The sequence below is a fragment of the Myxococcus sp. AB056 genome (assembly GCF_006547365.1).
In the GTDB taxonomy this organism is placed as follows: Bacteria; Myxococcota; Myxococcia; order Myxococcales; family Myxococcaceae; genus Myxococcus; species Myxococcus virescens.
Genome location: NZ_VHLB01000104.1, coordinates 1 through 19,830, shown reverse-complemented (window position 1 = coordinate 19,830; position 19,830 = coordinate 1). Strand labels below are relative to the sequence as shown.

Genomic DNA, 19,830 nt, shown 5'->3' with positions numbered 1-19,830 from the left:
TCAGCGCGGCGTCAGCTTCACCAGCGCCGCGTCCACGAAGCCGGCGAAGAACTTCAGCGCATCCAGCTCCTGCAGCGGCGACACGTGGACGATGGCGGCCACGTCGCGCCGTCCATCGATGCGTGACAGCAGGTAGCGCTCCGGCGCGGAGAGCTGGAGCGTCTTCAGGTGCCCGGGCGCGACCTGAAGCGCGGGGACCCTGGGCGGGTCGGCCAGCTCCCGTCGCAGGTGCACCAGGAGCTTCTCCTGGGCCGCCTTGACGAACTCCGCCGTGCGAGGGGAGGGCGACATCTCGTGCGCCCGCCGGGCCAGCGCCTCGCCGTCCCGCGTGTTGCCCGCGTCGAGGAAGAGCTGCGCGGCCTGGAGCACCTCGTCCGCCGACGTCTCCGAGCCGATGATGCCCCGCTCTCCGTTCTCCTCCTCCACCACGGACATCTCGGACTCGGGCGGCTCGTCGGACACCTTCACCGCGTCCAGGCGGTAGAGCGCATACAGCCGCTGGTAGAGGAAGAAGTCCGTGGCGTGCAGCGCCAGCGCGATGCCGTCGATGGAGAGGCCTTCCTTGATGAGCTGGACGATGCGCTCGTCCATGCTCCCGGGCTTTCGCTCGGGCAGCTTGCGCTCGTCCACCGAGAGGCGGACCGCGCCGGAGGGGAAGACGGCGTGGATGGCCTGCCAGGCCGTCTCCCGGAACTCGCCCTCGCGGTGGACGTCCAGCAGGTCCACGCTGACTTCCAGTCCCGCGACCTCTGGCGCCGTGTCCGCCGCCTCGAAGAGGAAGTCGCCGTCCTCCCAATGGAAGGCGTCGAGAATCATCTCCCGGAACTTGTGGCTGAGCGTGCCGCGCACGGTGGCTTCCGGCACCAGCCCCGTCATCACCAAAATCTTCCCCAGGAAGATGCGCGTCTGCGCCTGGGTCGAAAACGCCTTCTCCAGCTGGTCCTCGGTCAGGTGCCCCATATTGATGAGGAACTGACCGAAGAACTCGCGCGGCTGGTTGGAACTGGCGCTGACCACATGGCCTTCGCGCAGTTCGAGTTGCTTGCGCACGTCCCCACGCTCCACCTTCAGGGACCCCGTCGCTCGCCGGTTCCCAAGATAGACGACGAGGTCCTTGAGAGGCATCGTCGAGAAGTCGCCAGACAAGCCACGCATTAACCGTTCATCCTGCCCCGCATGCGCGTCGATATCTACTCGAAACCCAATTGCTCTCTCTGTGACAAGGCGGCCGCCGTCGTGGAGTCCGTGCGCGCTCGCATCCCCTTCGAGCTGCGGATCATCTCCATCCTGGAGGATGCGGAGGCCTTCACCGCCTGGCGTTACGACATCCCCGTGGTCGTCATCGAAGGGGTGCCTGCCTTCAAGCACCGCGTGGACGCCGCGGAGTTCGAGGCGCGGCTGCATGAGGTCAAAGGTGGCACAACCATTGCTAAATCCGCTGCCCAGAATGGGTAGCCAGCTTCCCTTCTCTAGTAAATTCGAGGGGATGGCGAAGTCAGGATGGGGTTCGAGGCTGTAAATCCGGGGTGGGCCTCGAAAAGCGGCGGAGAAAAGTTCACGCGGGAAGGTGGAACGGTGGGTGTGCGAAGGAAGCGAGTGGGCAAGGCCGGACAGCCGCCCACCGTGCTCGTCGTCGAGCCACGAGCAGCAGACCTGGAACAGACCCGGCTGCTCCTGGCGGAGGCCGGTTTCCGGGTGGTGCCCGTGACGCGCTTCGACGCGGCGGTGCCCCTCTTCGAGGTCATCCGTCCGGCCGCGGTGTTGCTGGCCGCGCAGGCGCCTGACTTCGCGGCCGTCCAGGTCGCGCGCCGGCTGCGGCAGCTCAGCCATGGCGCGGTGCCGCTTCTCTACCTGGTGGATGAGCGGGACGCCGAGGCCCGGCGGTACTGCCTGGAGCGCGGGCAGTGCGTGGACCTGGTGCCTCGTTCGGGCAGTGGCTCGGAGCTGGCGACGAAGCTTCACGCGCAACTGAAGCTGAAGGACGCGGTGCTGCGGGCCGCGGCGGGGGAGGAGGCTGGCACGGCCCAGGCGCTTCATGACCCGGTGACGGGGCTCTACAACCGGCCCTTCCTGCTGGAGCTCATCAGCCTGGAGGCGCGGCGGGCGGAGCGCTACGGCGGCGGATTCTCCGTGGTGGCGGCGGAAGTGGGGGGCTGGTCGGCCTTTCGCAAGGAGTTTGGACGCGGCATGGCGGAGCGTCTGCTGGTGTACAGCGCGGTGGTGTTGGGGCAGACGGTGCGCGACGCGGACGCGGTGGCACGGGTGGGGGACTGTCAATTCGCGCTGATGCTCCCGGGAACGCCCGCGGAGTCGGTTCAGGAGGTGGTATCCCGCGTGGCGGCGCGCTTCGACACGGCCCGCTTCCAGGTGGAGGGGAAGGTGGTGCGCACGTCACTGGAGCTGGGAACGGTGAGCTTCCCGGATTCGGTGGGCACGCCCACGCAGCTGTTGAGCGCGGCGCAGCAGGACATGCGACGCGCGCGTGAGTATCGCCGGATGGTCGGGAGCACGTCCCGGCTGTCGGTTTGAGGGTGGGTAGGACTTCGATGCAGCGGGCGAGTGGAGGCGAGGGGATGGACCGGATCGCGGTGCTGGTGGTGGATGACGAAGAGGCGGTGCGCACGTTTCTGTCCGAGCTGCTCGGAAGTGCGGGGTACCAGGTGCGCTGTGCCGCGAGTGGCACCCAGGCGCTGGAGATGCTCTCAGGGGGCTCCTTCGACGCGGTGTTGCTGGACGTGGTGATGCCGGAGATGAGCGGCCTGGAAGTGCTGCGCCGTTACCAGTCCATGGGTGGCGGCGCGCCCGTCATCGTGCTCAGCGCGCTGGCGGGAGCGGACGACGCCGTTCGGGCGATGAAGATGGGCGCCAGCGACTACCTGGCCAAGCCATTCGGCAACGACGAGCTCCAGGACGCGCTGGCCCGGGCCCTGGGGACGCGGGCGCCGGAGCGTCAGGCCGTGGCGCCCGTCCTGGCCGCGCGCACGGTGATTCCGGTGGTGGATTCGGCGCAGGAGCAGCGCGTCCTCATCTCCACCTCGCCGGCCATGCGCCGCGCGCGTGCGCTGGTGGAGCGCATCGCCGACACGGACGTCCCCGTGTTGCTGCTGGGGGAGTCCGGCACGGGCAAGGAGGTCATCGCGCGGGAGATTCACGCGCGCAGCCAGCGGCGCAACCGTCCGTTCATCAAGGTGAACTGCGCGGCGCTGCCCGGCGAGCTGCTGGAGAGCGAGCTGTTCGGCCATGAGCGCGGCGCCTTCACCGGCGCCACCGCCGAGAAGCCCGGCAAGTTCGAGCTGGCCGACCAGGGCACCATCTTCCTGGACGAGATTGGCGAAATGGCCATCCGGCTCCAGGCCAAGCTGCTCCAGGTGCTCCAGGACGAGGAGTTCTTCCGCGTCGGTGGCAAGAAGAGCGTGCGCGTGGACAGCCGCGTCGTCGTGGCCACCAACCGCGACCTGGAGAAGGAAATCGCGCTGGGGAACTTCCGCGAGGACCTCTTCTATCGCCTCAACGTGGTGGCCATCCGCCTGCCGGCGCTGCGCGAGCGCCGCGAGGACGTGGTTCCGCTGACGGACCACTTCCTCAAGAAGTACGGCCGCGGCTACCTCAGCGGCGTGTCCGAGCTGCCCACGGAGGTGCTGCACGCCTTCGCGGACTACGACTGGCCGGGCAACGTGCGCGAGCTGGAGAACATGGTCCGCCGGTTGTGCGTGCTGAAGGACCCGACGCTGGTGCTCGACGAGCTGCGGGCCGCGGTCCGCGCTCCCGCGAGCGCGCCGTCCCTGCCCACGTCCTACGCGGGTGACGACGGTGGCCCCTTCGGCCGCGCGCACGACGAGGGCTTCCGCACGCCGCCGCCCGCCGTGCAGGTGCTGGAGATGCCGTCGCGCGGCGCCGCCTTCGGGCTGGCGTCCGTCGCGCCGCTGGCACCGCCCGCGCACGCGCCCATGGTGATGGAGTCCGCGAACGCGGTGGTGCCCGCGCCGCGCTACGTCAATCCCTTCGACGTGCCGCAGCCTCCGCCGCCGCCCGCGCCCACCGGGGAGCTGTCGCTGAAGGACATCGGCAAGCGGGCGGCGATGCTGGCCGAGCGCGAGGCGATTCTCGCCATGCTTCAACGCACGGCGTGGAACAAGCGGCGCGCGGCCACCAAGCTGCGCATCAGCTACAAGGCGCTCCTCTACAAAATCAAGGAGTGCGGCATCATCGACCCGCGCGCGAGCGCGGAGCTGTAGGCGAGCCGTAACCGTCGCTTGCACTGTCCCCGCGGTCTCGCTATCGCGGGGACATGATGCCTCCTCTCGTCCTCCTGGGGTCTGGGTACACGCTCACGCGGCTCGCCGTGGCGGAGGCCCGCGCCGGGCGCGACGTGCTGGCGGCCACACGCGACGCCGCGCGCCGCGCCGAGCTGGAGCGCGCCGGGGCCCGCGTCACCGACCTGGAAGACGCGCTGACGCGCACGGCGGGGGCTCACGTCGTCGTCTCGGTGCCGCCCGACGCGGGGTTGGACACGCGCATCGCCTCGGCGCTGGCCGGCCAGGTTCCAGCGCGACTCGTCTACTTGTCCTCCACCGGCGTCTATGGCCGCGCTCGGGGCCACGTGGACGAGGACACCCCGGTGGAGCTGTCCACGCCGTCGTCGCGCGAGCGCATCGAGGCGGAGTCGCGTTACCTGCCACTGGGCGCCATGGTGATGCGCATCGCAGGCATCTACGGGCCTGGGCGCGGCATTCACACGCGCCTGCTGTCGGGGTCGCTCCGGCTGCCCGAAGGGGGCGGCGGACGCATCTCCCGCATCTACGTCGATGACCTGGTGGAGGCCATTCGCGTGGTGCTGACGCGCGGGGAGCCCGGCGCCCTGTACTGCGTCGCGGATGACCGCTCCGCACCCACCGAGGAGCCAGTGGCCTGGCTCAGCCAGCGCCTGGGCGTGCCGATGCCGCCCCGTATTCCGCTGGAGCAGCTCAACGAGACTGTGAGAGGTGACCGCGACATCTCCAACGCGCGCCTGAAGTCGCTGGGCTGGGCGCCGCGTTACCCGGACTTCATCGCGGGGTACACGGCGCTCCTGAAGGCGGAGGGCCACGGCGCCGGACCGACGCAGCTCGTCATCCGCAGGCTGGTGGCGGAGGACGCGGAGGCGTTCAAGGCGCTGCGGCTGCGGGGGCTGCGGGACAACCCGGAGTCCTTCGCGGCCTCGGTGGAGGAGGAGGCGGCGCTGTCCCCGGAGGTCGTGCGCGGCTGGCTGGTGGGGGCGTCTCAGTGTGTCCTGGGCGCCTTCGACGGTGGGCAGCTCGTGGGCGCGCTGGGGCTGAAGCGCGAGTCCCGGGCCCGGCTGGCGCACAAGGCGGTGGTGTGGGGCATGTACGTGGCGCCGGAGGTCCGCTCGCGGGGCGTGGGCCGGAGGCTGCTGACCGCGCTCATCGACGAGGCGCGGAAGATGGGCGGCCTCAAGAGCCTGCTGCTCGCGGTCTCGGTGGGGAACGCACCCGCGCACGCGCTGTACCGTTCGCTGGGGTTCCGGACCTATGGCGTGGAGCCCAACGCGCTGAAGGTGGGGGAGACGTTCCTCGACGAGGAGTTGATGGTCCTCACCCTGTGAGCCGAGGCGGGTGACAGATTCTTGAGGGGCCGGTGTTCCAGGAGACGCGCGAGGCCGGAGGCGGCAGGACACGGGAACCGAGGGCTTTTCGCCGCGCTGGAGACGCACTGCGCATGGCCCCTGGCACCCCTGACTGGCTTCTGGAGCGAATCATCCTGCGCGAACTGTCGCCAGAGGCGCTGTCCGCCGCGCGAGCCCGGCTCGAGCGTGAGCCCGGTGGCGCCGCGAGGCTGGCCCGGCTGGAAGCGGACTCCCGCCAGACGCTGGCGCGTCATCCGCCCGCCGAAGTCGCCGCCGAGGTGGCCCGGCGCGAGCGCGAGTCCCAGGGCCGCACGGAGCCTGCGCGGCGCGGCAACTCGCAAGGGTGGCATGGACTGTCACTCAGCGTCCCCGTGGCCGCCTCGCTGGCGCTGCTCTTCATGTCCGCGCCGGAGGAGCAGCCGGGGCCGTCCGAGTCACCGGTGCCGCTCATCGTGATGCTGGACACCGTGCGCATCAAGGGGGGGCCGCGCCTGCGGGTCCACCGGCAGGGCGCGGGCGAGCCGGAGTTGCTCGGTGAACAGGCCCGGGCGCGCCGCGGTGACGTCCTGCAACTCAGCTACGTGTCGGGTGGAAGCCGCCATGGTGTCGTGGTGTCGGTGGATGGGCGCGGCGCCGTGACGTTGCACCATCCCTCGACGCTGTCGGGAAGCACGGAGCTGGGCCCCGGCGAGGCGGTGCCGCTGGCCCATGCCTACGAGCTCGATGACGCGCCGGACTTCGAGCGTTTCCTCTTCGTGACGTCCGATGCACCCCTGGAGGTGGCGTCGGTCCTGGAGGCGGCGCGCGCGCTTGCCCGGCGGCCCACCGACGCGCGCACCCTGCCGCTGCCACTTCCGGATACCCTGGACCAGACGTCCTTCACGTTGGAAAAGGTGCGGTGATGACGCGGTCCCTCCTGTTTTCGCTCCTGCTCGTGCCCGCCCTGGCCGCCGCGGCTCCCTCGGCCTCGGCGCCGCAGGCGTCGGTGCGCCGCTTCGCGCTGCTGGTGGGCGTCAACGACGGGGGCGAGGGCCGTGCCCGGCTCCGGTACGCCGTCTCGGATGCGCGCTCGTTCGGCGACGTGCTGGAGGAGCTCGGAGGGGTGCAGCCGAAGGACAAGCTGCTGCTGATGGAGGGAGACCGCGCGGCGCTGGAGTCCGCCCTGGTCCGCTTCAAGGCGATGCTGGCGGCGGCGACCACGCCGGGAACGCGCATCGAGGCGCTCATCTACTATTCGGGCCACTCCGACGAGCAGGGGCTGCTCCTCCAGAAGGACCGCTTCGGCTACCGCGAGCTGCGCAAGGCGCTGGAGTCGCTTCCCGCCGACGTGCGCATCGCCATCCTGGACTCGTGCGCGTCCGGCACGCTGGCCCGCCAGAAGGGCGGCGTGCGGCGTCCGGCCTTCATGGTGGATGCGTCCTCCGCGGTGCGAGGCCATGCCATCCTCACGTCGTCTTCCGAGGATGAGGTGTCCCAGGAGTCCGACCGCATCGGCGGCTCGTTCTTCACCCACAACCTGGTGTCCGGCCTGCGCGGCGCGGCAGACGTCTCAGGGGACGGCCGGGTGACGCTGCACGAGGCCTACCAGTTCGCCTTCCACGAGACGCTGGCCCGCACGGAAGAGACGCGGGCCGGGGCGCAGCACCCCGCGTATGACATCGAGCTGGCGGGCACGGGCGACCTGGTGATGACGGACCTGCGCTCCACCGCCGCGGTGCTCGTCCTGGGGGACATGGTGGATGGGCGGCTCTACGTCCGTGATTCCCAGGGACGCCTGGTGGTGGAGCTGAAGAAGTACGCGGGCCGCACCACCGAGCTGGGGTTGCAGAAGGGCCGTTACTCGGTGATGCGCAAGGTGCTGGACCAGACCTCGCAGGCGGAGTTCGAGCTGGGGGAGGGCGGCCGGACCGTGCTGGCGGCCTCCGCCTTCCGCGCGGTGCAGGGGGAACTGACGGCCATGCGCGGCGGTGGATCCCTGCCGGCGAGTCTCTCGTCGGGCGCCGGTGTCGGCGTGGCGGAAGTCGCAGCGGCGGGCAGCGGGCGCCGCTCGCGCTTCTTCAACGTGGGCCTGTTCCCCGGCCTCCAGACGAATGACCTGATGAACTCCGGCGAGCCCGTGGACAACCATCTCTCCGTGTCCATGGGCGTGTCCCGCATGGCGCGGCTGGACGGCGTGGCAATGGCCCTGGGCGCGAACGTGGCCACGGACAAGGTGGACGGGTTGCAGCTGGCCCTGGGCACCAACGTGGTGCGGGGCGACATGTCGGGCACGCAGCTGGCCGTGGGCGGCAACTGGGCGCACGGAAAGGCGGAGGGCATCCAGGCAGCGATCGGGCTCAATGTGGCGCGGTCCAGCGGCTCGCTCGGGCAGCTCGCGGTGGGCGCCAACGTGTCCGGCACGTCGCTGGCGGGAGCGCAGCTGGCCGTGGGCGGCAACTGGACGGCGGGGGACGTGGACGGTGTGCAGGGCGCGGTGGCGTTCAACCATACGCGGGACCGGGTGACGGGCCTCCAGGTGGCCGTGGGCCTGAACTGGGCGGCGGAGGCCCGGGGCGCGCAGCTGTCCCTCGTCAATGTGGGCGGTGATGTGAAGGGCGCGCAGGTGGGCATCGTCAACGTGGCGGGGCGGATGAGCGGCCTCCAGCTCGGGCTCGTGAACGTGTCGCGGGAGCTGGAGTCCGGTGTTCCGGTGGGCCTGGTGAGCATCGCGCGCAACGGCCAATTCCACGTTGAAGCCTTCGGTAATGACTTCAACTACGCCAACACCGCCATCAAGGTGGGCAGCCGCTACCTCTACACGACGCTCGTGTTGGGCATGGGCACCATGGAGGGCGCGCGTGGCCCCAGCCACTGGTCGCTGGGCCTGGGGCTCGGCGCGCACATCCCCATCTCCGAGCGCTTCTTCCTGGACGTGGACGCGGTGACGAACACCCTCTACGGCTGGAACCTGTCCTTCGAAGGCGACCGCCTCCTGCACCAGCTCCGGCTGGTGGCGGGGGTCCAGGTGGCGCGGAACCTGGCCATCATCGGCGGGCCCACGCTCAACGTGCTGCATGACTCCAACGGCGAGCCCGTGTCGAACCTGAGCCGTCTGTCGAACCTGGACGCGGGGGGCGTGCTCCTGTGGCCCGGTGTACAGGTGGGCCTGCGCATCTGAAGTAGGGACCAATGGCTCCCATCAGCGGGACGAAAGCGCGCCCAGGAATGACGTCTTTCCATGGGGACTTCTCCGGTGAGAGGCTGACCCTCCGGCCCATGAGCGCGGCCGGTGTCACCCTTGAGCTGGGGGAGAGATGTCCAAGTTGCTGTTCGCGGCCTTCAATGACGGCGTGAGCCTGTCCATGGCGGGCAACCACGAGGCGGCCATCCTCGCCTTCGACAAGGTGCTCGCCGTAGACCCCAAGCACGTCCCGGCCCTCACCGCGAAGGGTGCGTCACTGGCCACGCTGGAGCGCTTCGAGGAGGCGCTGCGCTGCTTCGAGCGCGCCATCGAAGTAGACCCCACCGAGGCCGAGGCCCACCGCGACGCAGCCCTCTGCCAGTTGGAGCTGGGGGAGCCGGAGGCCGCCGCGCAGTTGCTCCAGCGCGCCACGCAGCTCAACCCCACGCCGGGTTACCGCGAGTCCGCCGCCGTTCAAATCTACACCCTGGGCAACGCGCTGCTGACGCGGGGCTCCCGGCGCCCGGACAAGGCCCGCTACCGCCAGGCCCGCCACGTCTTCGAGCTGGCGCTCACGCTGTCTCCTGGCTCCGCCGAGTGCGCCCGGGCCCTGGCAGACGTGTGGGAGCACCTGGGCGACCCCGCTCAGAGAGACCACTACGCCCAGCTCGCCACCCGGCTCCGCCCCGTGCCGGCCTAGCAGGCGGCCCGCCGGGGCCTGGACGGGGCGCAGCCCCCTTCCGGTTTCAAGTCCGGACGCGGCAAAGCGGTTCGAAGTGTTACATCTGCCGCGGCCTTTTTCCGCAACGCTTCACGCAATTCGCGTGAAGTACGACAACGCCGCCCGGGAGAACCGAAGATGATCGTCATGCTCGAGCCGGACTCGCCTGAGTCCGTGGTGTCCGCCGTCCTCCAGGTTGCATCGCAGTACAAGGGAGTGACGCCGCGGACGCACGTCATCGGTGGCTCCGAGTACACGATTACGGAGGTCTACCTGCTGGGTTCCACCGCGCAGGTGCCCGTGGAGCCCTTCGAGCAGATTCCCGGCGTGCGGCAGGTGGTGCGCGTGTCGCAGAAGTACCGCGTCATCGGCCGGCACAAGGGCCAGCGGACGTCCGCCGGCTTCGAGTACAACGGCGTCACCTTCGACGAACGCTCCGTGAATGTGTTCGCCGGCCTGTGTGCCGTGGACAACCCGGAGAACGTGGACACGATGATGGCGGCGCTTGCTCGCCTGGGCATCCGCACCACGCGCATGGGCGCCTACAAGCCCCGCACCAACCCCTACGAGTTCCAGGGCCTGGGCGCTGCCTGCCTGCCCTGGGTGTTCGAGTCAGCGGGCAAGCACGGCATCAAGGTCATCGCGATGGAGGTGACGCACCCGCGTCACATCGACGAGATTCGCGACGCGCTGGAGCGCTCCGGCAACGCCACGGGCGTCATGCTCCAGGTGGGCACGCGCAACGCGCAGAACTTCGAGCTGCTCAAGAGCATTGGCCAGCAGCGTGTCTTCCCCGTGCTCTTCAAGCGCGGCATGGGCATCACGCTGGAGGAGTCGCTCAACGCGTGTGAGTACGTGGCGAGCGAGGGCAACCCGAAAATCATCTTCTGCCTCCGCGGCGTGAAGACGCACCTGGGGGACCCGCACCGCAACATGGTGGACTTCGCCCACGTGCCCGTGGTGCGCCGGCTGACGCGCCTGCCGGTGTGCGTGGACCCGTCGCACGCCATTGGCCAGGCCGCGCCGCCGCCGGACGGACTGCCGGACATCTTCCACGCCATTGGCCAGGGGCTCATCGCGGGCGCGTCCATGGTGCTGGTGGACTTCCACCCGCACCCGGAGGCCGCCCTGTGTGACGGCCCCCAGGCTCTGCGCATGGAGCAGCTCCCCGCGTTGCAGCGCTACGTCCAGCTGGTGCGCTCCGCGTACGAGACGGCCGTGCAGAGCGGCGACGGGCTGAAGGCCACCAGCGTCTGAGCGAGCCTCATACCACGCCGTAGCTTCCGAGCACTCGCAGGGTGACGCAGGCGGCCTGGGCCGCGGCCACCGCCTCGCGCACCCGCGGGTCCTCCAGCGCGCCGTCCACGTCCAGGCACCACACGTACTCCCAGGCGCGGCGCTGCGGCCGGGACTCCAACCGCGCCACGTTGAGGCCGCGTGAGGAGAAGGCACTCATCACGCGGAACAGCGCGCCCGGCCCGTTCTCCACGGTGAAGGCCAGCGCCGTCTTCCGCCGCGTCCACGTCCGTTCGGGCGCGGGCCCCAGGGCGATGAAGCGCGTGAAGTTGTCCGGCGAGTCCTCCACGCCTTCCTCCAGCACGGCCAGTCCGTACAGGTCCGCGGACATTCGGCTGGCGATGGCGGCCGTGTGCGGAGGCCTCTCCTCCGCCACCTTTCGCGCGGCGATGGCGGTGTTCGCCTCCGGCAGCGGAGTGATGCCCCGCCGGCGCAGGTAGCCCGCGCACTGCGCCAGGGCCTGGGGGTGGGAGAGGGCCTGCTGGATGTCGTCCAGTGCCAGGCCCGGTGGGGCCAGCAGGCAGTGGCGGATGCGCAGGGACAGCTCGCCCGACGCCGGCACGTCATGCTCCAGCAGCAGGTCCACCGTCTCCGCCACCGGCCCGCCCAGCGAGCTCTCCACCGGCACGACGCCGCCGTGCACGCGGCCTTCGGCCACGGCTTCGAAGACGGCGCGGAAGGTGAGGCAGGGGACGGCCTCCACGTCGGCGCCATGCAGCGCGCGCAGGGCCTCTTCTCCGTAGGCGCCAGGCTCGCCCTGGAAGGCGATGCGACGCGGCGACTCAGGCATGAGGCGACTCCGCGCGCGCATACGTCCCCAGCACGCGCAGCGACGAGGTGAGCGGACGGATGTCGTCCAGCGCCGCCGTCACCGCCGCGGAGGCGGCGTGGCCCTCCACGTCCAGGTAGAAGCGGTACTGCCACGGCTGCCCCGGGATGGGGCGCGACTCCAGCTTGCTCAGGTTCACGCCGCGCAGGGTGAGCCGCTGGAGCATTTCCCCCAGCGTGCCGGGCTTGTGTTCCAGCACCACCAGCAGGGACGTCTTGCACGGCACGCCGGGCGCCAGGGGCGTGGCCTCGCGGCCCACCTCCACGAAGCGCGTGTAGTCGAAGGCCGGCTGCAAATCGCCCGCGAGCACCTCCAGGCCGAAGCGCTGCGCCGCCGTCTCGCTGGCGATGGCCGCCACCGACGCGTCGTTGCGCTCGCGGACCTTCTGCGCCGCGCCGCCGGTGTCCACGTCCGGCACCGCGCGGGCCCAGGGCACCTTCTCCCGGAGGAACGTCTCGCACTGCGCCAGCGCCTGCGGATGGGACAGCACCTCCCGCAGGCCCTCCAGCTTCGCGCCCGGCAGGCCCAGCAGGCGGTGGTCCACCTGGCTGACCAGCTCCGCTGTGATGACCACGCCGCCCTCGGCGAGCAGGTCATACGTCTCGTTCATGCTGCCCGCGGTGGTGTTCTCGATGGGCAGCAGCACCAGGTCCTGCTCGCCGCGGCGGAGCGCCTCCACGGCCTCGCGCGCATGGTCGAAGCCGGACAGCAGCACGCCGCCCGTGCGGTGCCCGTAGCGGCGGCGCGCGGCCAGGTGGCTGTAGGAGCCCTCCACGCCAGGGTAGGCCACGCGCAGGGGCGTGGTGTCCAGGCGGGTGACGAGCTCGTGCTGCCGGGCCACGGACATGTCGATGAAGAGCCGCCAGATGCGCTCCACCTCGTGCGGGTCCAGGCCGTGCTCCGCGGCGCGGGTGCGGATGCGGCGCAGGAGCAGGTCCTCGCGGCGCTGGTCCCGGAAGGGCGCGGCGGCGGCCAGCTTCGCCCGGGCGACGTCGTCCGCCAGCGCCATCCGGCGGCGGAGGGCATCGAGGATCTCCTCGTCGATGCGCTCGATGGAGGTCCGGATGAGGTCGAGGTCGGGGAGGGTGGTCATCAGGAATTTCCGAGGTTGCGCCACATGAGGTGGTGCGGGCCGATGCCGGGCAGGTCGAAGGGCTCGCCTCGCTGTGCGAAGCCCTGCGCGCGGTAGAACCCGGAGGCCGTCATCCGCGCGTTGCACCACACCTGGGAACCGCCCTGCCGCGTCGCATGCTCCATGCAGGCCTTCAGGAGGGCGGCGCCATGGCCGTGCCCACGCAGGGTGGCGTCCACCGCCATGCCTCGCAGGCGCCAGGCCGTGGTGGCGCGCAGCGCGTCCGGCGGCGGCTCCCGATACAGGGAGGCCACGCCCACCAGGCGGCCCTCCGTATAGACGCCCAGGTGGAGCGTGTCCGCGTCGTCATCTCCGGGATAGACGGCCATCTCCGGAGGCTGGTTGGGACGGAGGATGGCGCGGCGGAGACCGCGCGTCTCCTGAGCCGGAATCTTGCGGATGTCAGTGGCACTCACGGCGCCGGAGTATGCCTTCGGGGGTGGCGCCCCACCAGCGTCACCGTACTACTTCGGTAGCACTGTCTTCCCCATCTTCAACACCTGCTTGAAGTGCGTGGCGGTGACGGGGGCTACGCTCAGCCGGCCGCGGGTGACGAGCGGAAAGTCCTTCAGTGCGGCGGTGGCCTTGATGGTGGCCAGGTCCACCGGCTGCGTGAAGGGGACGACAGGCCCCATGAAGGTGGCGGCCCAGTCCTCATCGGGCACGGTGGAGTCCGGTCCCGGCGGCGTGAGCACCTGGGCCACGCCCACCACGGCCTTGTCCTCGTTGGAGTGGTAGTAGAGGCAGAGGTCCCCGGGCTTCATCGCCCGGATGTTGTTGCGCGCCTCGAAGTTGCGCACGCCGGTCCACTCCGTCTTCCCGTCCTTCTCCAACTGGGCGTAGGCGTAGACGGAGGGCTCGCTCTTGATGAGCCAGTACTGTGGCTTGGCCATGGCGGCGCACCTTATTGTCCGAAACCGCGCGCGCCAAAGGAAAGAGGCCGGCGCCACGTGCGGGCGCCCGGCCTCTTTCGTTACATCCGGATTACGCCTGCTTCGCGACGCTGGTGGCCGCCGTCGCCGGCGCCTTGTTCGTGAGCAGCGCGCTGCTCGCGTACAACGCAAGGCCCACCACCGCGACCACCGCGGCCTCCATCTGCGTTGCGAAGGCCACACCCATCAGGGTCATGGCTCCGGTGCCCATCGCGAACGACGCCGCCACCGCCCCAGCCGCCTTCCTCATCCGACCATCCCCCGTTCTCGCGAACTCATCACGCGTTGTGGAATTCATTGCCTCGCGCGAACTTCAATCCAAGACGCGTGCCAGCCTCCAGCCCCGGGAAGTGGGAAGCGGGAGGGGCCGCGGAGGGCAAAGTCGTTCCCTGATCAGCGCAATGTCTGAAGAAAGCACCGGGTGCGACGCGGGTACGATGCCGGAAAAATTTCCCGAACCCCATGGGGTCTCCCAGGAGGGCACTTCGTAACCCACTGCGATCCAAGGGCTTTCCCTCCCTCCAGTACGTGGCACACGCGCTGCTAAGGCAACGCCGCCGGAAGCAACGTCCGGCTGCGGTAGGGCCGGGAGCGCGACACACGCTTTTGAGGGAGAGCTGACGATGGGCAAGACGAGCGCGGGGTTCTGGACGGTGTTGGGCGTGATGCTCCTGGGGGGCTGCGCGCACCAGCCGAAGGTGACGGTGGACAACACGGAGCAGCCCTACCGGATTGGCCGCGAGGACGTGCTGGACATCGCGGTGTGGCGTGACGCGGAGCTGTCCCGGACGCTGCCGGTCCGTCCGGATGGCTACATCTCCATGCCCATGGTGGGCGAGGTCCACGCCGCGGGCAAGACGCCCACGGAGCTGGCCGAATCCCTGAAGGAGGCCTTCCAGCCGTACGTGCAGGAGCCGCGCGTGACGGTGATTGTCCGCGAGGTGAACAGCAGCCGCGTGTTCGTCACCGGCGAAGTGGCCCACCCGGGCGCCTATCCGCTGCGCGGCCGCGTGTCGCTGCTGCAGGCCATCGCGCTGGCGGGCGGCTTCACGGACTTCGCCAACTCGGACGGCATCGTGGTCATCCGCACCGACAGCAAGGGCGGACAGATTCCGGTGCGCTACAGCGACCTCATCTCTCCGGATGGCGGACACGAGGTCATGCTCCGGCCGGGTGACACCGTCGTCGTTCCGTGAGGGGTGGTGACGCAGTGGGCGTCGTGGACGTGGGCGGTGGTGGGCGTGCGGGACGGAGGGCGACGGTGAAGGGCAACTGGAAGAAGTGGCTACTCGCGGGCCTCATGTTCGGTGCGCCTGCCGCGCAGGCCGCGACGATATGGGAACCCCGGCTTCGGCTGACGGCCGAGGAGCGGTTCGACGACGACCTGCGACTGGGCGGTGGCGGCGCCGGCCAGCTGATGACGAAGGTGACGCCGCGGCTGGGACTGGAGGCGAAGGACGCGCGGCTCACGCTGGACAGCTTCTACGCGGCCGACCTGCTGATGCGGCATGGCTCGGGCAGGACGACGCTGGACCACCGGGGCGGTCTGGAGGCCCGGCACCAGATGACGCGTCGCCTGCGGCTGGACACGGCGATCCGGGTGTTCCGTGTCACGGACCCCAGCTCGCTGCCGCGTGACGGCCTGGCGCGCTCCACGCTGCCCACGTTCTTCACGCAGGCGACGCTGGGCGTGACGAACCGCGTGGCGGAGCGGCTGGACGTGCGCGCGGGCTACCGCTTCGAGGCGGTGCGCATCATCGACGTGGGGCAGCGCGCGGGGTACGCGCACACGCCCTCCATTGAAGGCTGGTACCGCGCCACGCGCCGGCTCAGCCTGGGCTTGGAGTACCGGTACCAGGGCTTCCTCTATGAGGGGGCGCTGAGCCAGTCACACGGCGCGGCGCTGGGGTTGCGGTATCGGCTGACGCGGCCTACCACCTTCACCGTGCGGGCGGGCCCCGTGCGGTACCTGGCGCCGGTGGGCCAGCAGGGTGGCTGGGTTCCGCGAGTGAATGTGGAGCTGCAGCGCGAAGGGGAGATGTTCGACGTGGGCGTGTCGATGGGACACGACCTGGTGGGCGCGAACGGCTTCACCAACGCGCTGTGGGCGGACTACGCGTCGGTGATGTTGGCGCGCCGGTTCACCCAGAAGTTCTCGCTATTTGGCGCGGCCAGCTTCTTCCGCAACGGGCAGGCCCCGTCGCTGGACTGGGCCGTGTTCAGAGGAGCGCCGCGGGTGTCGCAGGGCTACGCGGTGAGTGGTGGTGTGGAGTACCGCATTGACCGGCGCCTGTCGGCGCAGGGTGCGGTGGATCGAATCGCTCAGGTTGGGCTGGCGGATTCGGCGAGCGCGGTGGACCTGACGCGCAATGTGTTCGCCGTCCGTCTGGTGGTGACGCCTTGGTAGCTACAGCGCGTGGGATGGAGGAGGAGCGGAACATGGAGCGAGGGATGACGGCAGACCAGCTTCTGGGAGCCCTGTGGCGGCGCAAGGCCCTGGTCGGTGCCATCGCAGCAGTGGTCTTCGTGGTGGGCGCAGCCATCGTGATGACCCGGCCGAGCATGTACGAGGCTTCAGTGGTGGTCCGCGTAGAGCCGCAGCGGCCGGGTGAGGAGATGGTGCAGCGCACGGTGAGCGAAATCATCGAGCAGCGGCTGCTCACCGTTCGCCAGGAGCTGCTGGCGCGTCCGGTGCTTCAGAAGGCCATCGAGGAGATGAACCTCTATCCGGACATCGTTTCGGAGAAGGGCATGGAGGCCGCCGTCGCACAGATGCGCAAGGACCTCACGGTGCGCGTGGAGGGTGAGACGGCTTTCGAGCTCACCTACGCCAACCGCGACCCGCAGGTGGCGGCGCAGGTGGCCAACCGCCTGCCGACCATCTTCTCCGATGAGACGCTGAAGATTCGTCAGGCGCAGGCGGCGCGCGCCACCGACCTCTTCAACGAGGAGATGGTTCAGTTGGGCAAGGCGGTCAGCAACTGGGAGGCGAAGATCTCCCAGTTCAAGGTGGACCACCTGGGCGAGCTGCCCGAGCAGATGGAGATGAACATGCGCGGCCTGGAGCGCGTGTCGCACCAGCTCCAGACGAAGTCGGAGGAGCTGCGTGTCGCCGAGGGCCGCCGCTCCGACCTGGCCCGCGCGCGCAACGCGGTGGACAGCGAGGCGGGCCGGCTCGAGGCCGCGGAGAACGGGCTCACCCGTTCCCTGGTCAACGCTCGCACCACCTGGACGGAGGACCACCCGGAGGTGAAGCGCCTCCAGACGGAGCTGGACGGCATGACGGCTCGCCGCAAGGAGGCTGAAGGGCGGCTGTGGGCCGAGCGCGCCGAGCGCACCCGCGTGGCCACGCTGATTGGCAACATCCAGCAGGAGATTCAGGACCTCCAGAAGCAGGCCGAGGCGTACCAGGGCCGGCTGAACAACACCCCGCGCTGGGCGCACGAGCTGGCGGTGATGAACCGCGACTACGAAATCGCGCGCACCAAGTACCAGAGCGTGGTGAGCCGCAAGGTGGAGGCGGAGATCGCGCAGGAGCTGGAGGCCAAGAGCGCCAAGAGCCTGTTCAACGTCATCTCCCCGGCGGGCGTGCCGGCGACCCCGGCCCGGCCGGACCGCATGGCGGGCATGCTCATCGTCTTCCTCCTGGCCCTGGGCCTGGGCGTGCTGACGGGGGCGGTGTTGGAGATGCGCGACGACAGCCTGCGCGACGGCACCGAGGTTCGCCAGCGCTTGACGCTGCCGGTGCTCGCCGTGGTCCCGGAAATGCAGGGCAAGACGGAGCGGCGGATTCTGATGCCGGCTTCGGGGGCTCGAAACAGCGTGTCTAACCCCACGTCGTTGAACTGAGTCGCGCCGGAAAAGGACGGAGGACGGACATGGATCAGACGATGGAGCGGGCGGGCAACTTCCTCCCCCGAGTGGATGACAACCCGACGGGCGGCAACGCGGTGGACCGCCGGGTGGTGACGCTGACGGCGCCGGCATCGGCCGCGGCGGAGCAATACCGGAGTCTTTATTACAGGCTCGAGCGGATGCGGGACCTGCGGCCGATGAAGGTCGTCGCGCTCACCTCGGCGATGCCTGGGGAAGGCAAGACGGTGACGAGCGTCAACCTGGCGCTCGCCGCGGCCCGGGCGAACCCGGAGCGCCGCATCCTGCTGGTGGATGCGGACCTGCGCCGGGGCGGCGTGGCGGCCACGCTGGGCATGCGCAACAAGACGGGCCTGGCGGAGCTGCTGGCGGGGGACTGTGAGGTGCGGGACGTGGTGCGGCGGTTCAACTCCACGCGCCTGGCCCTCATCCCCGCGGGCGTCACGCCCGAGGACACCGCGCAGGTGCTGGCGAGCGGCCGGATGAAGCAGTTCCTCAAGGCGGTGCGTGAGGGCTTCGACGAAGTCTACGTCGACCTGCCGCCCACGCTGCCCTTCGCGGACGCGGCCATCCTGGGCCATCAGGCGGACGGCGTGCTGATGGTCATCCGCGCCAACGTGACGTCGGGCAAGGCGGTGCATCAGGCGGTGGAGAGCCTGGGCGGCGCGCCCATCGTCGGGTGCGTGCTGAATGGCGCGGAGGTCCACTCGGCGCCGTATCTGAAGAACTACGAGAAGAGGTAGCGGAGGGGGGCTTTGGTTCCGGTTCCCGCCTCCTGGTGACAGGGGGCGGGGCCGGTGGTGGAAGAGGGTCGGGCGGGTAGGTTGGAGGGGCACGTGCTCCGCGTTTTTCACCATTATTTCTCTGCAAAGAAACTGACGTTCTTCCTCGCCGAGAGTTCGGCAATCGCGTTGGCCTGCGTGATGGGCGCGGCGGCCTGCGCGGCACTCTTCGCGCCTGAAGGGACACACACGCCGCTGTCGCAGCTGTGGCCCACGCTGCTGTGGATGGGCGCGGCGTTCGTCGTCACCTTCCAGTTCACGCTGTATCTGTTGGATTTGTATGACCTCCGTGTGGCCGCGGAGGACCGGGTGCGGGGATACCGGTTCCTCAAGGCCGCGGGTGTCACGGCGATGGTGGCGGGCGGCGTCATGCTCGTCACCCCGCTGGTGGTGCCCATGCAGCTTCCGCCTGGCACGCTGCTGGGCGGAGCCATGGGCGCCCTGGCCGGGACGTTGATGGTGCGGGTGTCCATCCGCGCCCTGGTGGGAGCGCCGCACTCGGTGCTCATCGTCGGAGAAGGGCCCAAGGCGCGCGCGGTGGCCAGCGCGATTGAAGCGGGCGGGGAGGGCACCTACCGCATCGTGGGCCTGACGGACCCCCGCACCTCGGGCGAGGCGCTGGAGCAGACGGCGGCCCGGCTGAACGCGGCCTATGTGGTGCAGGCCGCGGATGACATGCGCGGGGCAAACTGGGTGGACGGCCTGCTGCGCTGTCGGCTCCAGGGCCGGCGGGTGTATGAGGCCACGGGCTTCTGCGAGCGGGTGCTGCGCCGGATTCCAGTGCAGTTCCTGAGGGCGAGCGACTTCGCCTTCGCGGACGAGCTCACCGTGTCCCCGCTGCGCCGCACGCTGAAGCGGGGCTTCGACATCGCGGTGGCATCCCTCCTGCTACTCCTGTCCGCGCCCTTCCTGTTGCTGGTCGCGGTGGCCATCAAGCTGGATTCGAAGGGACCCATCTTCTACCGGCAGGAAAGGACCGGGCTGTTCGGGAGCACGTATCACCTGTGGAAGTTCCGCAGCATGCGCACGGACGCGGAGAAGGATGGCGCGGTGTGGGCGAAGGCGAACGATGACCGTGTCACGCGGGTGGGCCGCTTCATCCGTCGCACGCGCATCGACGAGATTCCCCAGGTCTTCAACATCCTGACGGGAGACATGAGTTTCGTGGGGCCCCGCCCCGAGAGGCCAGTGTTCGTCGAGCAGTTGAAGCAGCAGATTCCGTTCTACGGCCTGCGGGAGGCCGTCAAGCCAGGCCTGACGGGGTGGGCTCAGATTCGCTACCCCTACGGCGCGTCGGTGGAGGATGCGCGGAACAAGCTGGAGTTCGACCTGTACTACGTGAAGAACGGTTCGCTGTTCCTGGACGTGGGAATCATCTTCCACACCGTGAGGCATGTGCTTCTCGGTCGTGGGGCGCGGTAGGGCATTTCGCTTTTCCGGCCTCCGCTGTGGGAGGCCGGGAGGTGGGCCCGCCTGGGGAGG

General features: G+C 69.8%; 19 protein-coding genes. 13 read left to right on the top strand and 6 right to left on the bottom strand.

What is annotated here, in order from left to right; all coding sequences use genetic code 11:
- Positions 1-1,155, bottom strand: coding sequence for a DUF4388 domain-containing protein (locus tag FMP39_RS31675; RefSeq protein WP_141593801.1), 1,155 nt, complete (start codon positions 1,153-1,155; stop codon positions 1-3).
- A 21-nt stretch (positions 1,156-1,176) separates the two neighbouring features.
- On the opposite strand from FMP39_RS31675, the gene FMP39_RS31670 reads away from it, so the two are divergent.
- From FMP39_RS31670 to FMP39_RS31635, 8 genes are all read left to right on the top strand, one after another.
- Positions 1,177-1,455: a glutaredoxin family protein gene (locus tag FMP39_RS31670; protein ID WP_090495165.1), complete on the top strand. Its 279-nt coding sequence runs from the start codon at positions 1,177-1,179 to the stop codon at positions 1,453-1,455.
- 45 nt (positions 1,456-1,500) lie between these two features.
- Positions 1,501-2,529 (top strand): GGDEF domain-containing protein, encoded by a 1,029-nt coding sequence (locus tag FMP39_RS31665; RefSeq protein WP_090495163.1) that lies wholly within the window; start codon positions 1,501-1,503, stop codon positions 2,527-2,529.
- Between the two features lie 44 nt (positions 2,530-2,573).
- Positions 2,574-4,235: a sigma-54 dependent transcriptional regulator gene (locus tag FMP39_RS31660; protein ID WP_141593800.1), complete on the top strand. Its 1,662-nt coding sequence runs from the start codon at positions 2,574-2,576 to the stop codon at positions 4,233-4,235.
- A gap of 53 nt (positions 4,236-4,288) precedes the next feature.
- Positions 4,289-5,602, top strand: a complete 1,314-nt coding sequence (locus FMP39_RS38615; protein ID WP_141593799.1) for a GNAT family N-acetyltransferase — start codon at positions 4,289-4,291, stop codon at positions 5,600-5,602.
- 113 nt (positions 5,603-5,715) lie between these two features.
- Entirely contained in the window at positions 5,716-6,525 is an 810-nt protein-coding gene (locus FMP39_RS31650; RefSeq protein WP_141593798.1) for an ActD protein, read from the top strand.
- The gene (locus tag FMP39_RS31645) at positions 6,525-8,780 is read left to right on the top strand and encodes a caspase family protein (RefSeq protein WP_141593797.1); all 2,256 of its coding nucleotides are present in this window, start codon (positions 6,525-6,527) and stop codon (positions 8,778-8,780) included. The genes FMP39_RS31650 and FMP39_RS31645 overlap by 1 nt, the downstream gene beginning before the upstream one ends.
- Before the next feature lie 136 nt (positions 8,781-8,916).
- On the top strand, positions 8,917-9,483 hold the full coding sequence (locus FMP39_RS31640; RefSeq protein WP_141593796.1) for a tetratricopeptide repeat protein: 567 nt from the start codon (positions 8,917-8,919) through the stop codon (positions 9,481-9,483).
- Positions 9,484-9,642: 159 nt separating this feature from the next.
- Positions 9,643-10,761, top strand: coding sequence for a 3-deoxy-7-phosphoheptulonate synthase (locus FMP39_RS31635; protein ID WP_141593795.1), 1,119 nt, complete (start codon positions 9,643-9,645; stop codon positions 10,759-10,761).
- 7 nt (positions 10,762-10,768) lie between these two features.
- On the opposite strand, the gene pheA is transcribed toward FMP39_RS31635, so the two are convergent.
- The 5 genes from pheA to FMP39_RS31610 all read right to left on the bottom strand — a co-directional run bounded on the left by pheA (position 10,769) and on the right by FMP39_RS31610 (position 13,943).
- On the bottom strand, positions 10,769-11,590 hold the full coding sequence (pheA, locus tag FMP39_RS31630) for a prephenate dehydratase (protein ID WP_141593794.1): 822 nt from the start codon (positions 11,588-11,590) through the stop codon (positions 10,769-10,771).
- Complete coding sequence (locus tag FMP39_RS31625; protein WP_141593793.1) at positions 11,583-12,722, bottom strand: bifunctional chorismate mutase/prephenate dehydratase; 1,140 nt, start codon at positions 12,720-12,722, stop codon at positions 11,583-11,585. The genes pheA and FMP39_RS31625 overlap by 8 nt, the downstream gene beginning before the upstream one ends.
- Positions 12,722-13,177, bottom strand: a complete 456-nt coding sequence (locus tag FMP39_RS31620; protein WP_141593792.1) for a GNAT family N-acetyltransferase — start codon at positions 13,175-13,177, stop codon at positions 12,722-12,724. Before FMP39_RS31620 ends, FMP39_RS31625 begins: the two co-directional genes overlap by 1 nt.
- Positions 13,178-13,225: 48 nt before the next feature.
- Positions 13,226-13,654: an EVE domain-containing protein gene (locus FMP39_RS31615; RefSeq protein ID WP_011553268.1), complete on the bottom strand. Its 429-nt coding sequence runs from the start codon at positions 13,652-13,654 to the stop codon at positions 13,226-13,228.
- Positions 13,655-13,745: 91 nt separating this feature from the next.
- Positions 13,746-13,943: a hypothetical protein gene (locus FMP39_RS31610; RefSeq protein ID WP_225888882.1), complete on the bottom strand. Its 198-nt coding sequence runs from the start codon at positions 13,941-13,943 to the stop codon at positions 13,746-13,748.
- Between the two features lie 373 nt (positions 13,944-14,316).
- Between FMP39_RS31610 and FMP39_RS31605 the strand changes: the two genes are divergently transcribed.
- The 5 genes from FMP39_RS31605 to exoE all read left to right on the top strand — a co-directional run bounded on the left by FMP39_RS31605 (position 14,317) and on the right by exoE (position 19,770).
- The gene (locus tag FMP39_RS31605; RefSeq protein ID WP_090495137.1) at positions 14,317-14,889 is read left to right on the top strand and encodes a polysaccharide biosynthesis/export family protein; all 573 of its coding nucleotides are present in this window, start codon (positions 14,317-14,319) and stop codon (positions 14,887-14,889) included.
- Positions 14,886-16,100: a hypothetical protein gene (locus FMP39_RS31600; protein ID WP_141593790.1), complete on the top strand. Its 1,215-nt coding sequence runs from the start codon at positions 14,886-14,888 to the stop codon at positions 16,098-16,100. The genes FMP39_RS31605 and FMP39_RS31600 overlap by 4 nt, the downstream gene beginning before the upstream one ends.
- Before the next feature lie 14 nt (positions 16,101-16,114).
- Positions 16,115-17,542, top strand: a complete 1,428-nt coding sequence (locus FMP39_RS31595; protein WP_141593789.1) for a Wzz/FepE/Etk N-terminal domain-containing protein — start codon at positions 16,115-16,117, stop codon at positions 17,540-17,542.
- A gap of 29 nt (positions 17,543-17,571) precedes the next feature.
- Positions 17,572-18,309 (top strand): CpsD/CapB family tyrosine-protein kinase, encoded by a 738-nt coding sequence (locus FMP39_RS31590; protein ID WP_141593788.1) that lies wholly within the window; start codon positions 17,572-17,574, stop codon positions 18,307-18,309.
- A gap of 93 nt (positions 18,310-18,402) precedes the next feature.
- Entirely contained in the window at positions 18,403-19,770 is a 1,368-nt protein-coding gene (gene exoE, locus FMP39_RS31585; RefSeq protein WP_141593787.1) for a polyisoprenyl-phosphate hexose-1-phosphate transferase ExoE, read from the top strand.
- Positions 19,771-19,830: the final 60 nt, after the last annotated feature.

What these genes read in the sequence shown, in the direction of transcription:
- FMP39_RS31590 (WP_141593788.1), top strand. Translation starts at nt 17,572, where the DNA reads ATGGATCAGACGATGGAGCGGGCGGGCAACTTCCTCCCCCGAGTGGAT.
- FMP39_RS38615 (WP_141593799.1), top strand. Translation starts at nt 4,289, where the DNA reads ATGATGCCTCCTCTCGTCCTCCTGGGGTCTGGGTACACGCTCACGCGG.
- pheA (WP_141593794.1), bottom strand. Translation starts at nt 11,590, where the DNA reads ATGCCTGAGTCGCCGCGTCGCATCGCCTTCCAGGGCGAGCCTGGCGCC.
- FMP39_RS31660 (WP_141593800.1), top strand. Translation starts at nt 2,574, where the DNA reads ATGGACCGGATCGCGGTGCTGGTGGTGGATGACGAAGAGGCGGTGCGC.
- FMP39_RS31615 (WP_011553268.1), bottom strand. Translation starts at nt 13,654, where the DNA reads ATGGCCAAGCCACAGTACTGGCTCATCAAGAGCGAGCCCTCCGTCTAC.
- FMP39_RS31595 (WP_141593789.1), top strand. Translation starts at nt 16,115, where the DNA reads ATGGAGGAGGAGCGGAACATGGAGCGAGGGATGACGGCAGACCAGCTT.
- FMP39_RS31625 (WP_141593793.1), bottom strand. Translation starts at nt 12,722, where the DNA reads ATGACCACCCTCCCCGACCTCGACCTCATCCGGACCTCCATCGAGCGC.
- FMP39_RS31665 (WP_090495163.1), top strand. Translation starts at nt 1,501, where the DNA reads ATGGGGTTCGAGGCTGTAAATCCGGGGTGGGCCTCGAAAAGCGGCGGA.
- FMP39_RS31610 (WP_225888882.1), bottom strand. Translation starts at nt 13,943, where the DNA reads ATGAGGAAGGCGGCTGGGGCGGTGGCGGCGTCGTTCGCGATGGGCACC.
- FMP39_RS31605 (WP_090495137.1), top strand. Translation starts at nt 14,317, where the DNA reads ATGGGCAAGACGAGCGCGGGGTTCTGGACGGTGTTGGGCGTGATGCTC.
- FMP39_RS31675 (WP_141593801.1), bottom strand. Translation starts at nt 1,155, where the DNA reads ATGCGTGGCTTGTCTGGCGACTTCTCGACGATGCCTCTCAAGGACCTC.
- FMP39_RS31650 (WP_141593798.1), top strand. Translation starts at nt 5,716, where the DNA reads ATGGCCCCTGGCACCCCTGACTGGCTTCTGGAGCGAATCATCCTGCGC.
- FMP39_RS31640 (WP_141593796.1), top strand. Translation starts at nt 8,917, where the DNA reads ATGTCCAAGTTGCTGTTCGCGGCCTTCAATGACGGCGTGAGCCTGTCC.
- FMP39_RS31670 (WP_090495165.1), top strand. Translation starts at nt 1,177, where the DNA reads ATGCGCGTCGATATCTACTCGAAACCCAATTGCTCTCTCTGTGACAAG.
- FMP39_RS31635 (WP_141593795.1), top strand. Translation starts at nt 9,643, where the DNA reads ATGATCGTCATGCTCGAGCCGGACTCGCCTGAGTCCGTGGTGTCCGCC.
- FMP39_RS31645 (WP_141593797.1), top strand. Translation starts at nt 6,525, where the DNA reads ATGACGCGGTCCCTCCTGTTTTCGCTCCTGCTCGTGCCCGCCCTGGCC.